Annotated in this window: 1 protein-coding gene; it reads right to left on the bottom strand. The window is 76.6% G+C overall.

The features are described 5' to 3' along the window. Positions 1-34: 34 nt before the first annotated feature. Positions 35-15,433, bottom strand: a complete 15,399-nt coding sequence (locus ACF073_RS22365; RefSeq protein WP_392073147.1) for an SDR family NAD(P)-dependent oxidoreductase — start codon at positions 15,431-15,433, stop codon at positions 35-37. Between the last annotated feature and the right edge of the window lie 26 nt (positions 15,434-15,459).

The raw sequence follows: 15,459 nt of genomic DNA, 5'->3' as shown, positions 1-15,459 counted from the left end.
GGTCCTCTTCCTTGTCGCGGGGTCGCGGGCGTCGTCACAGGGCGTCGTCGTCCCCGACGAGATCGTCGAGCGCCATGCTGATCAGGCTTTCGGCGTCCATCGCGTCGATCGGCGCGCGGCCGGGCTCGCCGCCCTCGGCCGGTTCGGGCGCGGGCCGCAGCCCGGCGAGTTCGAGCAGGCTGTCCAGCAGTCCGGCCTCGCGGAGCCGCCCCACCGGGATGGCGGCCAGCGCCGCCCGCACGGTGTCGTCCGCGTCGCGCGGTCCTTCGCCGCCGCGCGGGGCCAGTTCGGCGGCGAGGTGGCCGGCGAGCGCGGCCGGGGTGGGGTGGTCGAAGACGAGGGTGGCGGTCAGCCTCAGCCCGGTGGCCTCGTTGAGCCGGTTGCGGAACTCGACGGCGGTCAGCGAATCGAACCCGAGGTCCTTGAAGGGCAGTTCGTTCTCGAAGTCCTCGCTGCCGAGCACCGCCGCGGCCTCGTCCCGTACCAGCCCCAGCAGCCGTCCGGTGCGCTCCTCGGGGGCGAGTTCCGCGAGGTCGCGGCGGAGCGCCGAGCCGGCGGCCGGCGCCGCGGGCCCGGTCCGGCGCGGCGCCCGCACCAGGGAGCGCAGCAGCGGTGCCACCCGGGCTGCCTCGCGCGGGGCGAGGTCGAGACGGGCCGGCAGCAGGACCGGTTCGGGGCGGCCCACGCCCGTGTCGAACAGGGCGAGCCCCGCCTCGGCGTCGAGCGCGAGCATCCCGCCGGCGGCGATGCGGCGCCCGTCGGTGTCGCCGAGCCGGTCGGCCATGCCGCCGCTGCCCGCCCATGCGCCCCAGGCGAGCGAGACTCCGGGCAGGCCGAGCGACCTGCGGTGGGCGGCGAGGGCGTCGAGGAAGGTGTTGCCCGCGGCGTAGCCGGACTGGCCTGGGCTGCCGAGCAGGCCGGCCGCCGAGGAGAACAGCACGAACGCCGTCAGCGGGCGCTCGCGGGTCAGTTCGTGCAGGTTCCAGGCTGCGTCCAGCTTCGGCCGCAGCACCGTGTCGAGCCGCTCGGGGGTGAGCGAGGTGAGGACGGCGTCGGCGAGGACGCCGGCCGTGTGCACGACGGCGGAGACCGGGTGCTCGTCCAGGACCCGGGCGAGGGCGGCGCGGTCGGCGGCGTCGCAGGCGACGACGGTCACCCGCGCGCCGAGCGCGGTCAGTTCCTCGGTCAGGCCGGCCGCGCCGGGCCCGTCGGGTCCGCTGCGGCTGAGCAGCACGAGGCGCTCGGCGCCGTGCGCGGTCACCAGGTGCCGGGCGACCAGCCGGCCCAGGGCGCCGGTGCCGCCGGTGACGAGGACGCCGCCGGACCAGTCGGCCCGGGCGGGCTCGGCGAGCCGGGGCGCGCGCACCAGCCGGGGGACGCTCATCGTGCCGTCCCGCAGGGCCAGTTGGGGTTCGCCCGAGGCGACCGCCGAGGGCAGCAGGCGGCGCGAGGCGTCCGTGTCGTCCAGGTCGGCGAGGACCAGCCGGTCGGGGTGCTCGGACTGGGCGGAGCGGATCAGACCCCACGCGGCGGCGGCACCGGGGTCGGTGACGTCGTCGGGGCCGGTCGCGCCCCGGGTGGCCAGCACCAGGGTGCTGTCCGCGAGGCGGCCGTCGACCAGGAGGTCCTGCACCTGGTCGAGCAGGCTCAGGACGCCGGCCCGGATCGCGTCCGGTCCGTCGCCCCCGGGGTGCAGGAGGACCAGCGTGTCGGGGGCCAGTTCGGCGGCCTCGCCCAGGTCGGCTGCGACGGCGACCTCGGCCACCTCGCCGGCCAGGGCGCCGGCCAGTTCCGCGCGGCCGGGGCCGAGGACGATCCACCGCCCGGCCTGCGGGGCAGCGGGCACCGGGACGGGCGTCCAGTCCAGGGCGAACAGGTCGTCGTGTCCGCCCGCCGCGGCCGCGGCGATCCGCTGCGGGTCCACCTCGCGCAGCGACAGGGAGGCGACCCGGGCCACCGCCCGGCCGTGTTCGTCGGCGGCCTCGATGCGCACGGCTCCGGTACCGGCCGGGGCGACCCGTACCCGGAGGGCGGTCGCACCCGGCGTGTACAGCTCCACACCGCTCCAGGCGAAGGGCAGCGCCATGCGCTCCGCCGCTGTGGCACGCAGCCCGATGGTGTGCAGGGCGGCGTCGAGCAGCGCCGGGTGGATGCCGAACGCGGCGCTGTCGGCGGGGACGGCGATCTCGGCGTACGCCTCGTCGCCGTGCCGCCAGGCCGCGCGCAGGCCCTGGAAGCGGGGCCCGTACTCGGCGCCCAGCTCGGCGAGCCGGTCGTAGACGCCGTCCAGGGGGACGGGTTCGGCGCCGGGCGGCGGCCAGGCGGTGAGGTCGTGGCCGGGCCGCTCGTCGGCGGGCCGCAGCAGGCCGGTGGCGTGCGTGGTCCAGGGGTCTCCGTCGGCCTGGGCGGCGTAGACGCGGAAGGCGCGCGCGCCGGAGGCGTCGGGCTCGCCGACCGTGCACTGAAGGCGGACGGCGCCGTCCCCGGGCAGGACCAGGGGTTCGGTGACGGTCAGGTCCTCCACCGCGCCGCAGCCGGCGCGGGCACCGGCGGCGAGTGCCATCTCGACGAAGGCGGTGCCCGGCAGCAGCGGTACTCCGCCGACGCCGTGGTCCGCCAGCCACGGGTGTTCGGCGAGGGAGAGGCGGCCGGTGTACAGGGTGCCGTCGGCGCCGGCGAGTTCGACGGCGGTGCCGAGCAGCGGGTGGTCGGCGGCCGGGCGCGGCAGGGCGAGGTCGCCGGTCATCCAGTAGCGGTCGCGCTGGAAGGCGTAGGTGGGCAGGTCCGCGCCGTCGCGGTGGGGCAGCAGGGCCGTCCAGTCGACGGCGCTTCCGTGCACGTGGAGGGCGGCGACCCCGGTGACCAGGGCCTCGGTCTCCGCGCGGTCCTTGCGCAGCAGCGGTACGACGGCCGTCCCGTCGGGCAGGCACTCGCCGGCCGCGGCGGTCAGCGCGCTGCCCGGACCGATCTCGGCGAAGTGCCGTGCGCCGGCCTCGTGCAGGGCCGTGACGGCGTCGGCGAAGCGGACGGCCTCGCGGGCGTGCCGCACCCAGTACTCGGGCGTGGACAGCTCGTCGGGGGCGGCCGGGGCGCCGGTGAGGGCGGACACCAGCGGGATGCGCGGTGTGCCGTACGACAGGGAGGCGGCGATCTCGCGGAACTCCTCCAGCATCGGCTCCATCAGGGCCGAGTGGAAGGCGTGGCTGACGGCCAGCTCCTTGGTGCGCTCGAAGCGGGCGGCCAGGGCGCGGGCCGGGCCGGCGGGGCCCGAGACGACGACGGACGACGGCCCGTTGACGGCGGCGATGCCCACCCCGTCGCCCAGCAGGGGCACGACCTCGTCCTCGGCGGCCTGTACGGCGATCATCGCGCCGCCCTCGGGCAGTGCCTGCATGAGGCGTCCCCGGGCGGCGACGAGCGTGCAGGCGTCCTTGAGGCCGAGCACACCCGCGACATGGGCGGCGGCGAACTCGCCGACGGAGTGCCCGGCGACCAGGTCGGGCCGTACTCCGAACGACTCCAGCAGCCGGTACAGGGCCACTTCCACGGCGAACAGCGCGGGCTGGGTGTACTCGGTGCGCTCCAGCAGCTCGGCGGAGTCCAGGACGTCGGCGAGCGGGCGGTCGAGCAGCGGGTCCAGGTGGGCCCGGACCTCGTCGAAGGCGGCGGCGAAGACCGGGAAGGCCGCCGCGAGGCCGCTGCCCATGCCCGGCCGCTGTGAGCCCTGGCCGGCGAAGAGGAAGGCGAGCCGGCCGTCGGTCGCGGTGCCGAGGACGCCGGACCGCGGGGTACGGCCCTCCGCCACGGCCCGGACGCCCGCGGTCAGTTCGTCGCGGGTGCGACCGAGGAGGGCGGCCCGGTGGCCGAGGCGGGTGCGAGCGTGGGCGAGCGCGCCGGCCAGGCGGTACGGGTCGGTGTCCGGGGCGGCGGTCAGGTGCTCCAGCAGCCGGGCGGCCTGGGCGCGCAGGGCGGCCGGGGTGTGGCCGGTGAGCAGCCACGGGACGGTGTCGGCGGGGGGTGCGGGGGGCGCCTCGGCCCGTTCGCCGGCGGGCGCGGCCTCGATGATCACATGGGCGTTGGTGCCGGAGATGCCGAAGGAGGAGATGCCCGCGCGGCGCGGGCGGCCCGGGTCGGCCCAGGGGCGGTTCTCGGTGAGCAGCCGGACGCCCGCGCCCTCCCACTCCACGTGCCGGGAGGGCCGGTCGATGCCCAGGCTGGCCGGCAGGGTCTCGTTGCGGATGGCCTCGATCATCTTGATGACACCGGCGACACCGGCGGCGGCCTGGGTGTGGCCCAGGTTCGACTTGACCGAGCCGAGCCACAGCGGGCTCTCCTCGGTGTGCTCGGCGCCGTAGGTGGCGATCAGCGCCTGGGCCTCGATGGGGTCGCCGAGGGTGGTGCCGGTGCCATGGGCCTCGACCACGTCGACCTCGGCCGCGTCGATGCCGGCCGCCCGCAGGGCGCGGCGGATGACACGCTGCTGAGCGGGGCCGCTGGGCGCGCTGATGCCGTTGGAGGCGCCGTCCTGGTTCACGGCGGTGCCGCGCAGCACGGCGAGGATCCGCCGGCCGTTGCGGCGGGCGTCGGAGAGCCGTTCCAGCAGGAGGACGCCGGCGCCCTCGCCGAAGCCGGTACCGTCGGCGGCGTCCGCGAAGGGCTTGCAGCGGCCGTCGCGGGCGAGGCCCCGGTGCCGGCTGAACTCCACGAAGGTGCCCGGGGTCGCCATGACGGTCACTCCGCCGGCCAGGGCCAGCGAGCAGTCCCCGTCACGCAGCGCCTGGGCGGCCAGGTGCAGGGCCACCAGCGAGGAGGAGCAGGCCGTGTCCACGGACAGCGTGGGGCCCTCAAGACCCAGCGTGTAGGCGACGCGGCCGGAGACCACGCTGCCGGAGCCGAAGCTGCCGAAGTAGTCGTGGTACATCACGCCGGCGAACACACCGGTGTCGGAGCCGCGCAGGCCCGCGGGGTCGACGGAGGCCCGCTCCAGCGCCTCCCAGGAGGTCTCCAGCAGCAGCCGCTGCTGGGGGTCGGTGACCTCGGCCTCCTCGCCGTCCATGGCGAAGAACGCGGGGTCGAAGTCGGCGGCGTCGTAGAGGAAGGCGCCGTGCCGGGTGTAGCTGGTGCCGGGCCGGTCCAGGGTCGGGTCGTACAGGTTGTCGACGTCCCAGCCGCGGTCGGCGGGGAACTCGCCGACCGCGTCGCGGCCTTCGGCCACCAGCCGCCACAGGTCCTCGGGCGAGCCGATGCCGCCGGGGAAGCGGCAGGCCATGCCGATGACGGCGATCGGTTCGTCGGCGGCGCCGCCGCGGGGCGCGGTACGGGCGGTGGTCTCGGCGAGTGCGCCGGTGAGTTCGCCGAGCAGGTGGCGGGCGAGTCCGGCCGGGGTGGGGTGGTCGAAGACGAGGGTGGCGGGCAGCCGGAGGCCGGTCGCGGCGGAGAGCCTGTTGCGCAGTTCCACGGCGGCCAGCGAGTCGAAGCCGAGTTCCCGGAAGGCCAGGGTGCGGCCGACGTCCTGGGCGGAGCGGTAGCCGAGGATGGTGGCGACGTGGCTCCGTACGAGTTCGGTGAGGAGCGGTTCGCGTTCCGCCTCCAGCAGTCCGGCGAGGCGCTCGCGCAGGGCGTCGGCGCCGCCGGCCGCGCTCTGCCCGGTGGCCGCGCCGGTACGCCGTACCGGGACGAGGCCGCGGAACAGCGGGGCCGGCTCCTCGCCCTGGGCGCGCAGGGCCGCCGTGTCCAGTTTCACCGGCAGCACGGCGGGGTCGGCGCCGCGCACGGCGGCGTCGAACAGGGCGACGCCCTCCTCGGTCTCCAGCGGGGCGACCCCGCCGCGGGCGATGCGCGTCAGATCCGTCTCGTCGAGGGTGCCGGTCATGCCGCCGGCCCGTGCCCACAGGCCCCAGGCCAGGGAGTGCGCGGGCAGCCCGAGGGCCCGGCGGTGGACGGCGAGCGCGTCGAGATAGGCGTTGGCGGCGGCGTAGTTCGCCTGGCCGGGCGAGCCGAGCGTGGCGGCGGACGAGGAGAACAGCACGAACGCCGACAGGTCCAGGTCCGCGGTGAGTTCGTGCAGGTTCCAGGCGGCGTCGACCTTCGGCCGGAACACCGTGTCGAGGCGCTCCGGGGTGAGGGAGCCGAGCACACCGTCGGCGAGCACGCCGGCCGCGTGGATCACGGCGGTCAGCGGCCGGTCGGCCGGTACGGCGTCCAGGACGGCGGCGAGCGCGGCACGGTCGGCGACGTCGCAGGCGACGCTCGTCACCTCGGCGCCCAGCTCGGTGAGTTCGGCGACGAGGTCGTCGGGGGCGCCGCCGCGGCTGAGCAGCAGCAGGTGCCGGACGCCGCGGCCGGCGACCAGGTGGCGGGCGATGATCCGGCCGAGGGCGCCGGTGGCACCGGTGAGCAGGACGGTGCCGGTGCCCGGACCGGCGCCCCGCACGGTCCCGGGTCCGTCGTCGATCACGCGGGCGAGGCGCGGCATCCGCCAGGCCCCCTCGCGCAGCGCCAGGTGCGGCTCGCCGGTGGCCACCGCCTCGGCGAGGCGCTCGGTGTCCGGCATGTCCTCGGCCTCGACCAGCACGATACGGCCCGGGTTCTCGGACTGGGCCGAGCGGACCAGGCCGCCGACCGCGGCGCCCGCCGGGTCGGTGCCGGTGACGACGACGAGCGCGGCGCCGGCGGGGTTCTCGTCGGCGAGCCGGGTGCGCAGTTCGTCCAGGACGGCGTGCACCGCCGCCCGGGTTTCGGCTGCGGTGGCGCCGGCCGGGGCGCGGACCGCCTCCGGTGCGGTGGCCGCGTCCGGCGGAGCCGACGGGGCCGGCACCCATTCCACCCGGTACAGCCCGCCCGAGCGGGCCGAACGTGCCGCGGCCTGGAGCGCCTCGGTCTTCAGCGGCCGCAGGGTGAGCGAGTCGACGGTGGCGACGGGTGCGCCCGTCGGGTCGGCGAGGGTGAGCGCGACGGTGCCCTCGCCCGTCGGCCGGACGCGGACCCGCAGCGCGGTGGCGCCGGTGGCGTACAGCCGTACCCCGGACCAGGCGAACGGCAGCAGGGCCTCGTCGCCCGCCGCGTCGGTGAGGCCGACGGTGTGCAGGGCGGCGTCGGACAGGGCCGGGTGCAGCCCGAAGCCGTCGGGTGCGGCGTCGGTGGCGACCTCGGCGTACAGGCCGTCCTCGGTGCGCCAGGCGGCGCGCAGGCCCTGGAAGAGGGGTCCGTAGCCGAGGCCGAGGGCGGCGAGTTCGTCGTACAGGCCGTCGAGCGGGACGGGTTCGGCGCCCTGCGGGGGCCACGCGGTGAGGGGGTCGGCGGTGGCCGGGAGGGTGCCGGTCGGGGCGAGCAGGCCGTCGGCGTGCCGGGTCCACGGCAGGTCCTCCTCCGGGCTCTCCGGACGCGACCAGACGGTGACCGGGCGGGTCTCGCCCGCGGGCGGCCCGACGACGACCTGGAGCTGGACGGCGCCGCGGTCGGGCAGCACCAGCGGGGCGTGCAGGGTGAGTTCGGCGATGTCGCCGCAGCCGACCTGGTCGCCCGCGCGCAGCGCGAGTTCCAGGTGCCCGGTGCCGGGGAAGAGCAGCCGGCCGCCGACCCGGTGGTCCTCCAGCCAGGGCTGGACGCCCGGGGAGAGCCGTCCGGTGAGGACGGCGCCCTCGCTGTCGGCCCGGACCATCGCGGCCCCGAGCAGGGCGTGGTCGGTGGGGTCGAGTCCGGCCGAGGTGACGTCGGCGCCGCCCGCGGTGGAGTCGAGCCAGTACGACTCGCGCTGGAAGGCGTAGCCGGGGAGCGGGACGCGGCGCGGGCGGCGGCCCTCGGCGACGGCGGCCCAGTCGACGGTCGCGCCCCGGGTGAACGCCTCGCCGAGGGAGGTCAGCAGCCGGTCCCGGCCGCCCTCGTCGCGGCGCAGGGAGCCGACGGCGGCCACGGCGTCGTCGGTCTCCTGGATGCCGACGGTCAGCACCGGGTGCGGGCTCGACTCGATGAACAGCTGGTGTCCGTCGGCGACGGCGGCGCGCACCGCCTGCTCGAACAGGACGGTCCCGCGCAGGTTGGTGTACCAGTACCCGGCGTCCAGTGCGGCCGTGTCGATCGGGCCGCCGGTGACCGTCGAGTAGAACGGGACCTTGGTGGAGCGCGGCTCGATGCCCCCGAGGACCTCGTCGAGGCGCGCGCGCAGGCTCTCGACATGGGCGCTGTGCGAGGCGTAGTCGACGGGCAGGCGCTTGGCGCGCACCTTCTCCGCGCGCAGCCGCGCCAGGAGTTCGTCGAGGGCGTCGGAATCGCCGGACACCACCGTGGAGGCGGCGCCGTTGACGGCGGCGACGGACAGCCGGCCGTCCCAGGCGGCGAGCCGGGCGCGGACCGCGTCGGCGCCCTCGCCGACGGACATCATGCCGCCCGAACCGGACAGCAGCTCGGCGATGGCCCGGGACCGCAGGGCGACGACACGGGCGCCGTCCTCCAGGCTGAGGGCGCCGACCGCGCAGGCGGCGGCGATCTCGCCCTGGGAGTGGCCGATGACGGCGGCCGGGGTGACGCCGTAGGCGCTCCAGGTGTGGACCAGGGACACCATGACGGCCCACAGCAGCGGCTGGACGACGTCCACGCGGTCGAGGTCACCGCGCAGCTCGGCGGCGAAGTCCCAGTCGGTGTGGGGTGCGAGGGCGGCGGCGCACTCGGCCATGCGGGCGGCGAACACCGGCGAGGAATCGAGGAGTTCGGTGGCCATGCCGGACCACTGGGAGCCCTGGCCGGGGAAGACGAAGACGGGCCGGGCGCGGCCGGGCGCGGTGCCCTCGGCGAGGTTGCGGGCGGTGCCGCCGTCGGCGAGGGCGGCCAGGGCGCCGCGCAGTTCGGCCGGGTCGTCCCCGGTGATCGAGGCGCGGTGCGCGAAGCGGGCGCGGGTGGTGGCCAGTGTCCAGCCGATGTCCGCCGGGTCGAGGCCGGGGTGGGTGTCGAGGTGGCCGAGGAGGGCCGCGGCCTGTCCGGCGAGGGCGGCGGGCGTCTTGGCGGTGAGCAGCCAGGGGACGGCGGGGTCCTGGGGTCCGGTGCGCTCCGGGGCGGCGGGGGCGGCCGGGGCCTGCTCCAGGATGACGTGGGCGTTGGTGCCGGAGATGCCGAAGGAGGAGACACCGGCACGGCGCGGCCGGTCCCCCGCGGGCCAGTCCCGACGCTCGGTCAGCAGGCGCACGTTCCCGGCGTCCCAGTCGACCTTGCTGGACGGCGCGTCGACGTGCAGGGTCCGCGGCAGGATCCCGTGCCGCATGGCCTGCACCATCTTGATGATCCCGGCGACACCGGCGGCGGCCTGCGTGTGTCCGATGTTGGACTTGACCGAGCCGAGCCAGAGGGGCTCCTCGCGGTCCCGGCCGTAGGTGGCCAGCAGCGCCTGCGCCTCGATCGGGTCGCCCAGGGTGGTGCCGGTGCCGTGCGCCTCCACGACGTCCACGTCGGCGGTGGTGAGGCGGGCGTCGGCCAGCGCTTCGAGGATGACGCGTTCCTGGGAGGGGCCGTTGGGGGCGGTGAGGCCGTTGGAGGCGCCGTCCTGGTTGACGGCGGTGCCGCGCACGACGGCGAGGACCTCGTGGCCGTTGCGGCGGGCGTCGGAGAGGCGCTCCACGACCAGGACACCGACGCCCTCGCCCCACACGGTGCCGGCCGCCGCGTCCGCGAAGGCGCGGGTGCGGGCGTCGGGAGCGAGCGCGCCCTGCCGGCTGAACTCGATGAAGGTCTCCGGGGTGGCCATCACGGCGACGCCGCCGACCAGCGCGAGTCCGGACTCGCCCCGCCGCAGCGACTGGGCGGCCAGGTGCAGCGCCACCAGCGAGGAGGAGCAGGCGGTGTCGACGGACAGCGAGGGCCCCTCCAGGCCGAGGGTGTAGGCGACCCGGCCGGAGATGATGCTGCCGGAGCCGAAGCTGCCGAAGTAGTCGTGGTACTGGACGCCGGCGAACACGCCGGTGCGGCTGCCCTTGAGGGTGTGCGGGTCGATGCCCGCGCTCTCCAGCGCCTCCCAGGACGCCTCCAGCAGCAGCCGCTGCTGCGGGTCCATGACGAGGGCTTCCTTGGGGCTGATGCCGAAGAACGCGGCGTCGAACTCGCCAGCGTCGTGCAGGAATCCGCCCTCGCCGACGTAGGAGGTGTCGGGGCGCTGCCGGGTGGGGTCGACGATCCGGTCCACGTCCCAGCCCCGGTCGGCGGGGAACGGGGTGATGGCGTCGGTGCCGTCGGCGACCAGCCGCCAGAGGTCGTCCGGGGTGCGGACGTCGCCCGGGTAGCGGCACGCGAGACCGACGATCGCGAGCGGCTCGTCCGCGCGGGCCCGCACGGTACGGGAGCCGCGGCGCGCTCGGGTACCGGCACCGCCGACGAGGGTGCCGAGGTGGGCGGCGAGCGCCTCGGGCGAGGGGTGGTCGAAGACGAGGGTGGCGGTCAGCCGCTGGTCCAGCTCGGCGGAGAGGGAGTTGCGCAGCTCGATGGCGGCGAGCGAGTCGAAGCCGAGGTCCTTGAAGGCCCGGTCGGACTCCACGCTGTCGGGGTTCGTGTGCCCGAGGACGGCGGCGACGTGCGTGCGGACCGTGTGGAGCAGCGCCTCGGCGCGCTCCTCGTCCCCGAGGGCGGCCATGCGCTCGGCGAAGCCGGTGGCGGTGCTCCCGGCGGCGGCCTCCCGGCGCGCGGGGCGGCCCGCGAGCGCGCGGAGGACGGGCGCGAGGCCGGCGCCCTGGGCGCGCAGCGCGGGCAGGCCGAGCCGCACCGGTACCAGGGCGGGACGTCCCGCGCGCACCGCCCGGTCGAACAGGGCGGTGCCCTCCTCGGCCGACAGGGGCGTCATGCCGCCGCGCGCCATGCGGGCGCGGTCGGACTCGTCGAGGGAGCTGGTCATGCCACCGGACGGGGCCCAGGGCCCCCAGGCCAGCGACAGCGCGGGGGCGCCCTGGGCGTGGCGTCGCGCCGCGAGGGCGTCGAGCAGTGCGTTGGCTGCGGCGTAGTTGCCCTGGCCGGGGGCGCCGACGGTGCCGGCGACGGAGGAGAACAGCACGAACGCCGCGAGGCCGGAGGTCAGTTCGTGCAGGTGCAGGGCGCCGAGCGCCTTCGGTGCGAGGACCGTGTCGATGCGCTCGGGGGTGAGCGAGGAGACCACGCCGTCGTCCAGGACGCCGGCGGCGTGGACGACCGCGGTGAGGGGGTGCGCTTCCGGGAGGGCGGCCAGGGCGGCGGCGAGGGCGTCGCGGTCGGCGACGTCACAGGCGTGCGCGGTGGCGGTGGCACCGAGTGCGGCGAGTTCGGCGATCAGTTCCGCGGAGTCGCCGGACCGGCTGAGCAGGGCGAGGTGACGGACGCCGTGGGTGGTGACCAGGTGGCGGGCGAGCACCGGGCCGAGGCCGCCGGTCGCACCGGTCAGCAGGACGGTGCCTGCCGGGTCGAGGGTCAACTCAGGCTGATCGGAGGGGAGTTCGGCGCGGATGAGCCGGGCGGCGCGGGCGGTGCCGGCGCGCACCGCGATCTGCGGCTCGCCGGAGGCGAGGACGGCGGGCAGTACGTCGTCCGCGTCCGCGCCCGGTTCCAGGTCGAGCAGGACGAACCGGTCCGGGTTCTCGGACTGCGCGGACCGCACCAGGCCCCATACGGCGGCACCCGCCAGGTCGGCCACGCCCTCACCCGCGACGCTCACCGCGCCCCGGGTGACGACGGCCAGCGGGCGCGGGTCGTCGTCCTGGAGGGCCGCGAGCGCGGTGTGCAGCGCCTCGCGTACGGCGGCGGCGTCCGTCCCCGGTGCGCTGTGCAGCACCCGGTGGTCGGTGTCGGTGTCGGGGGCGTCGGCCGCCGGCGGCAGCGGCTGCCAGTCGAGGGCGAACAGGGCGTCGGCGGCGCTGTCGCGCGCGGTCCGCAGGTTGGTGAGCGGGCGGGAGGCGAGCGAGCCGACCGTGGCGACGGGGGCGCCGGTGGCGTCGGCCAGGTCCACGGCGAAGGCGCCCGGGCCGGTGGGCAGCAGCCGGGCGCGCAGCACGGAGGCGCCGACGGCGTGCAGGGTGACGTCCCCGAACATGAAGGGCAGCCGCGCGGTGTCGTCGGCGGAACCGTCGCCGAGCAGGGCGAGCGCGTGCAGGGCGGCGTCGAAGGCGGCCGGGTGCAGGCCGAAGCGGGGTGCGTCGGCGGCGGGCCGCTCCGGCAGCCGTACCTCGGCGAACAGCTCCTCGCCGCGTCGCCAGGCGGCCGTCAGGGCCTGGAAGGCGGGTCCGTAGTCGAGTCCGGCGGCGGCGTGCCGCTCGTACAGGCCGTCCGTGTCGAGCGGTTCGGCGTCCTCGGGGGGCCACTCGTCCAGGCGGGTGCCGGGGGTGCCGGTGCCGGCGGCGAGGAGTCCGGAGGCGTGCAGGGTCCACGGCTCGTCGGCGGGCAGGCTCTCGGCGCGGGCGTACACCTGCACCGTGCGGGCGTCGGACGTGTCGGGGGCCCCGACGGCGACCTGGACGCGCACACCGTCGTCCGGGGGCAGCACCAGCGGTACTTCCAGGGCGAGTTCCTCCAGGCGCCCGCAGCCGACCTGGTCGCCCGCGCGGACGGCCAGCTCGACCATGGCGGTGCCGGGGACGACGACCGAGCCGCCGACCACGTGGTCGGCGAGCCAGGGGTGGGTGCGTACCGACAGCCGGCCGGTGAGCACGGCGCCGTCGGAGTCCGCAAGCACCGTGGCCGCGCCGAGCAGGGGGTGGTCGGCGGAGTCCAGGCCGGCGGAGCCGACGTCGCCGACGGTGGTGGCGGTCTCGGGCCAGAACCGCTCGCGCTGGAAGGCGGTGGTGGGCAGGTCCACCGTGCGGGCGCCGGTGAACAGCGCGGTCCAGTCCACGGCGGCGCCGCCGGTGTACAGCCGGGCCACGGCGGTGAGCAGGGTCTCGGTCTCGTCGCGCTCGCGGCGGGTGGCCGCTGCGAGGACGGCGTCGGTGTCCGTGCCGTCGGCGGCCAGGCACTCGCGGGCCATCGCGGTCAGCACCGCGTCCGGGCCGATTTCGAGGAAGCGGGTGACGCCCTCGGCGGCGAGGGCGCGTATCCCGTCGTGGAAGCGGACCGCCTCGCGCACGTGCCGCACCCAGTACCCGGGGGTGGCGAGGTCCTGGCCGGCGAGGGCGCCGGTGACGTTGGAGACCACGGGGACGGTGGCCCGGTGGAAGGTCAGGGACTCCACGACCGTCCGGAACGCGGCCAGCATCGGTTCCATGAGCGGGGAGTGGAAGGCGTGCGAGACCTTCAGCCGCCGGCTCTTCTCGAAGCGGGCGGCGATCGCCTCGGCCTCGTCGGCGTCGCCCGAGATCACCACGGAGCCGGGGCCGTTGACGGCGGCGATGCCGACCCGCCCGGTCAGATGCGGGCGGACCTCGTCCTCGGTGGCGCGTACGGCGATCATGGCGCCGCCCTCGGGCAGCGCCTGCATGAGCCGGCCGCGCGCGGCCACCAGTGCGGTGGCGTCCTTCAGGTCCAGGACGCCCGCCACGTGGGCGGCGGCGATCTCGCCGATGGAGTGCCCGGCAACGTAGTCGGGGGTGAGCCCCCAGGACTCCACCAGCCGGTACAGGGCGACCTCGAAGGCGAACAGCGCGGTCTGGGTGCGGGCGGTGCGGTCGAGCGGCTCGGGGTCGGTGCCGAGGACGAGGTCGCGCAGCTCGTCGTCGCCGAAGAGCGCGCAGATCTCGTCGAAGACGCGGGCGAACACCGGGAAGCACGCGTGCAGGGCGCGGCCCATGCCGGGCCGCTGCGCGCCCTGCCCGGTGAAGAGGAAGGCGGTCTGTCCCTTGCGGACCCGGCCCGAGGCGGCGCCCTGGCCGCCCTCGGCGACCCGGGCCGTGGCCGCCACGAGGGCGTCGCGGTCGGCGCCGAGGACCACGGTCCGGTAGGGGTGGGCGGTGCGGGTGGCGGCCAGGGAGTGGGCGACGTCCACCGGGTCCGGTGCGCCCGCCAGGGCCACCAGGCGGGCGGCCTGCTCGCGCAGGGCGCGCTCGGTGCGGCCGGAGAGCACCCACGGCACCAGCGGCGGCGCCGTGCGGGGTGCGGGCTCGGCCGGTTCCCCGGCGGGGGCTTCCTCCAGGATGGTGTGCGCGTTGGTGCCGCTGGCGCCGAAGGAGGAGACGGCGGCCCGGCGCGGCCGGCCGGGGTCGGCCCAGGGCCGGTTCTCCGTCAGCAGCCGGACCTGGCCCTGGCTCCAGTCGACCTTGGCGGACGGCTCGTCGGCGTACAGCGACTTCGGCAGGACCCGGTGCCGTATCGCCATGACGGCCTTGATGATGCCGGCGACACCGGCCGCGGCCTGGGTGTGCCCGATGTTGGACTTCACCGACCCGAGCCAGAGCGGGGAGTCCGCGGCGCGGTCCTGTCCGTAGGTGGCCAGGAGCGCCTGTGCCTCGATGGGGTCGCCCAGCGTCGTGCCCGTGCCGTGCGCCTCCAGCAGGTCCACGTCGGCCGGGCCGAGCCGCGCCCCGGCCAGCGCGGCCCGGATGACGCGCTGCTGGGAGGGCCCGTTGGGCGCGGTCAGGCCGTTGGAGGCGCCGTCCTGGTTGACGGCGGAGCCGCGCACGACGGCCAGCACCTCGTGGCCGTTGCGGCGGGCGTCGCTGAGCCGCTCCAGCACCAGCATGCCGGCGCCCTCGCTCCAGCCGGTGCCGTCGGCGGCGTCCGCGAAGGACTTGCAGCGGCCGTCCTGGGCGAGGCCGCGCTGCCGGGAGAAGGCGATGAAGTTGCCCGGCGTGGCCATCACGGTCGCACCGCCCGCGAGGGCCAGGGTGCACTCCTTGTCGCGCAGCGCCTGGACGGCCAGGTGCACCGCGACGAGCGCCGAGGAGCAGGCGGTGTCGATGGTGACGGCCGGGCCCTCGAGGCCCAGGGTGTAGGAGATGCGGCCGGAGATGACGGCGGCCAGCACGCCGGTGCCGAGTGCCGCCTCGCTGTCCTGCGGCATCCGCGCCAGCAGGTCCTTGTAGTCCTGCCCGTTGGTGCCGGCGAAGACCCCGATCCGGCCGCCGTGCGCCGAGTCGGGGGCGATCCTGGCCCGTTCCAGGGCCTCCCACGACACCTCGAGCAGCAGCCGCTGCTGCGGGTCCATCGCGACCGCCTCGCGCGGGCTGATACCGAAGAAGTCCGGCTCGAAGCCCGCCGCGTCGGCCAGGAACCCGCCGCGCGTGAGGTAGGTCTTGCCCGCGGCGTCCGGGTCCGGGTCGTAGAGCGCGTCGACGTCCCAGCCGCGGTCGCCGGGGAAGTCGCCGATGGCGTCGGTCCCGTCGTGGACGAGCCGCCAGAACTCCTCCGGAGTGGTCACGCCGCCGGGGAAGCGGCAGCTCATCCCGACGATGGCGATGGGTTCCCGGTCCTGTGTCTCCACCTCGCGCAGCCGCTGACGGGTCTGGGCGAGATCGGCGGAGACCCGCTTGAGGTAGGAGAGCAGCTTTTCGTCGTTGGTCATCGGGTGTCGCCACTCCTGTGCGAAGA

Source organism: Streptomyces sp. NPDC015171 (assembly GCF_043079545.1).
Classification (GTDB): Bacteria; Actinomycetota; Actinomycetes; order Streptomycetales; family Streptomycetaceae; genus Streptomyces.
Note: the sequence above shows the minus strand (reverse complement) of the source record. Positions and strands in the feature narration are given on the sequence as shown.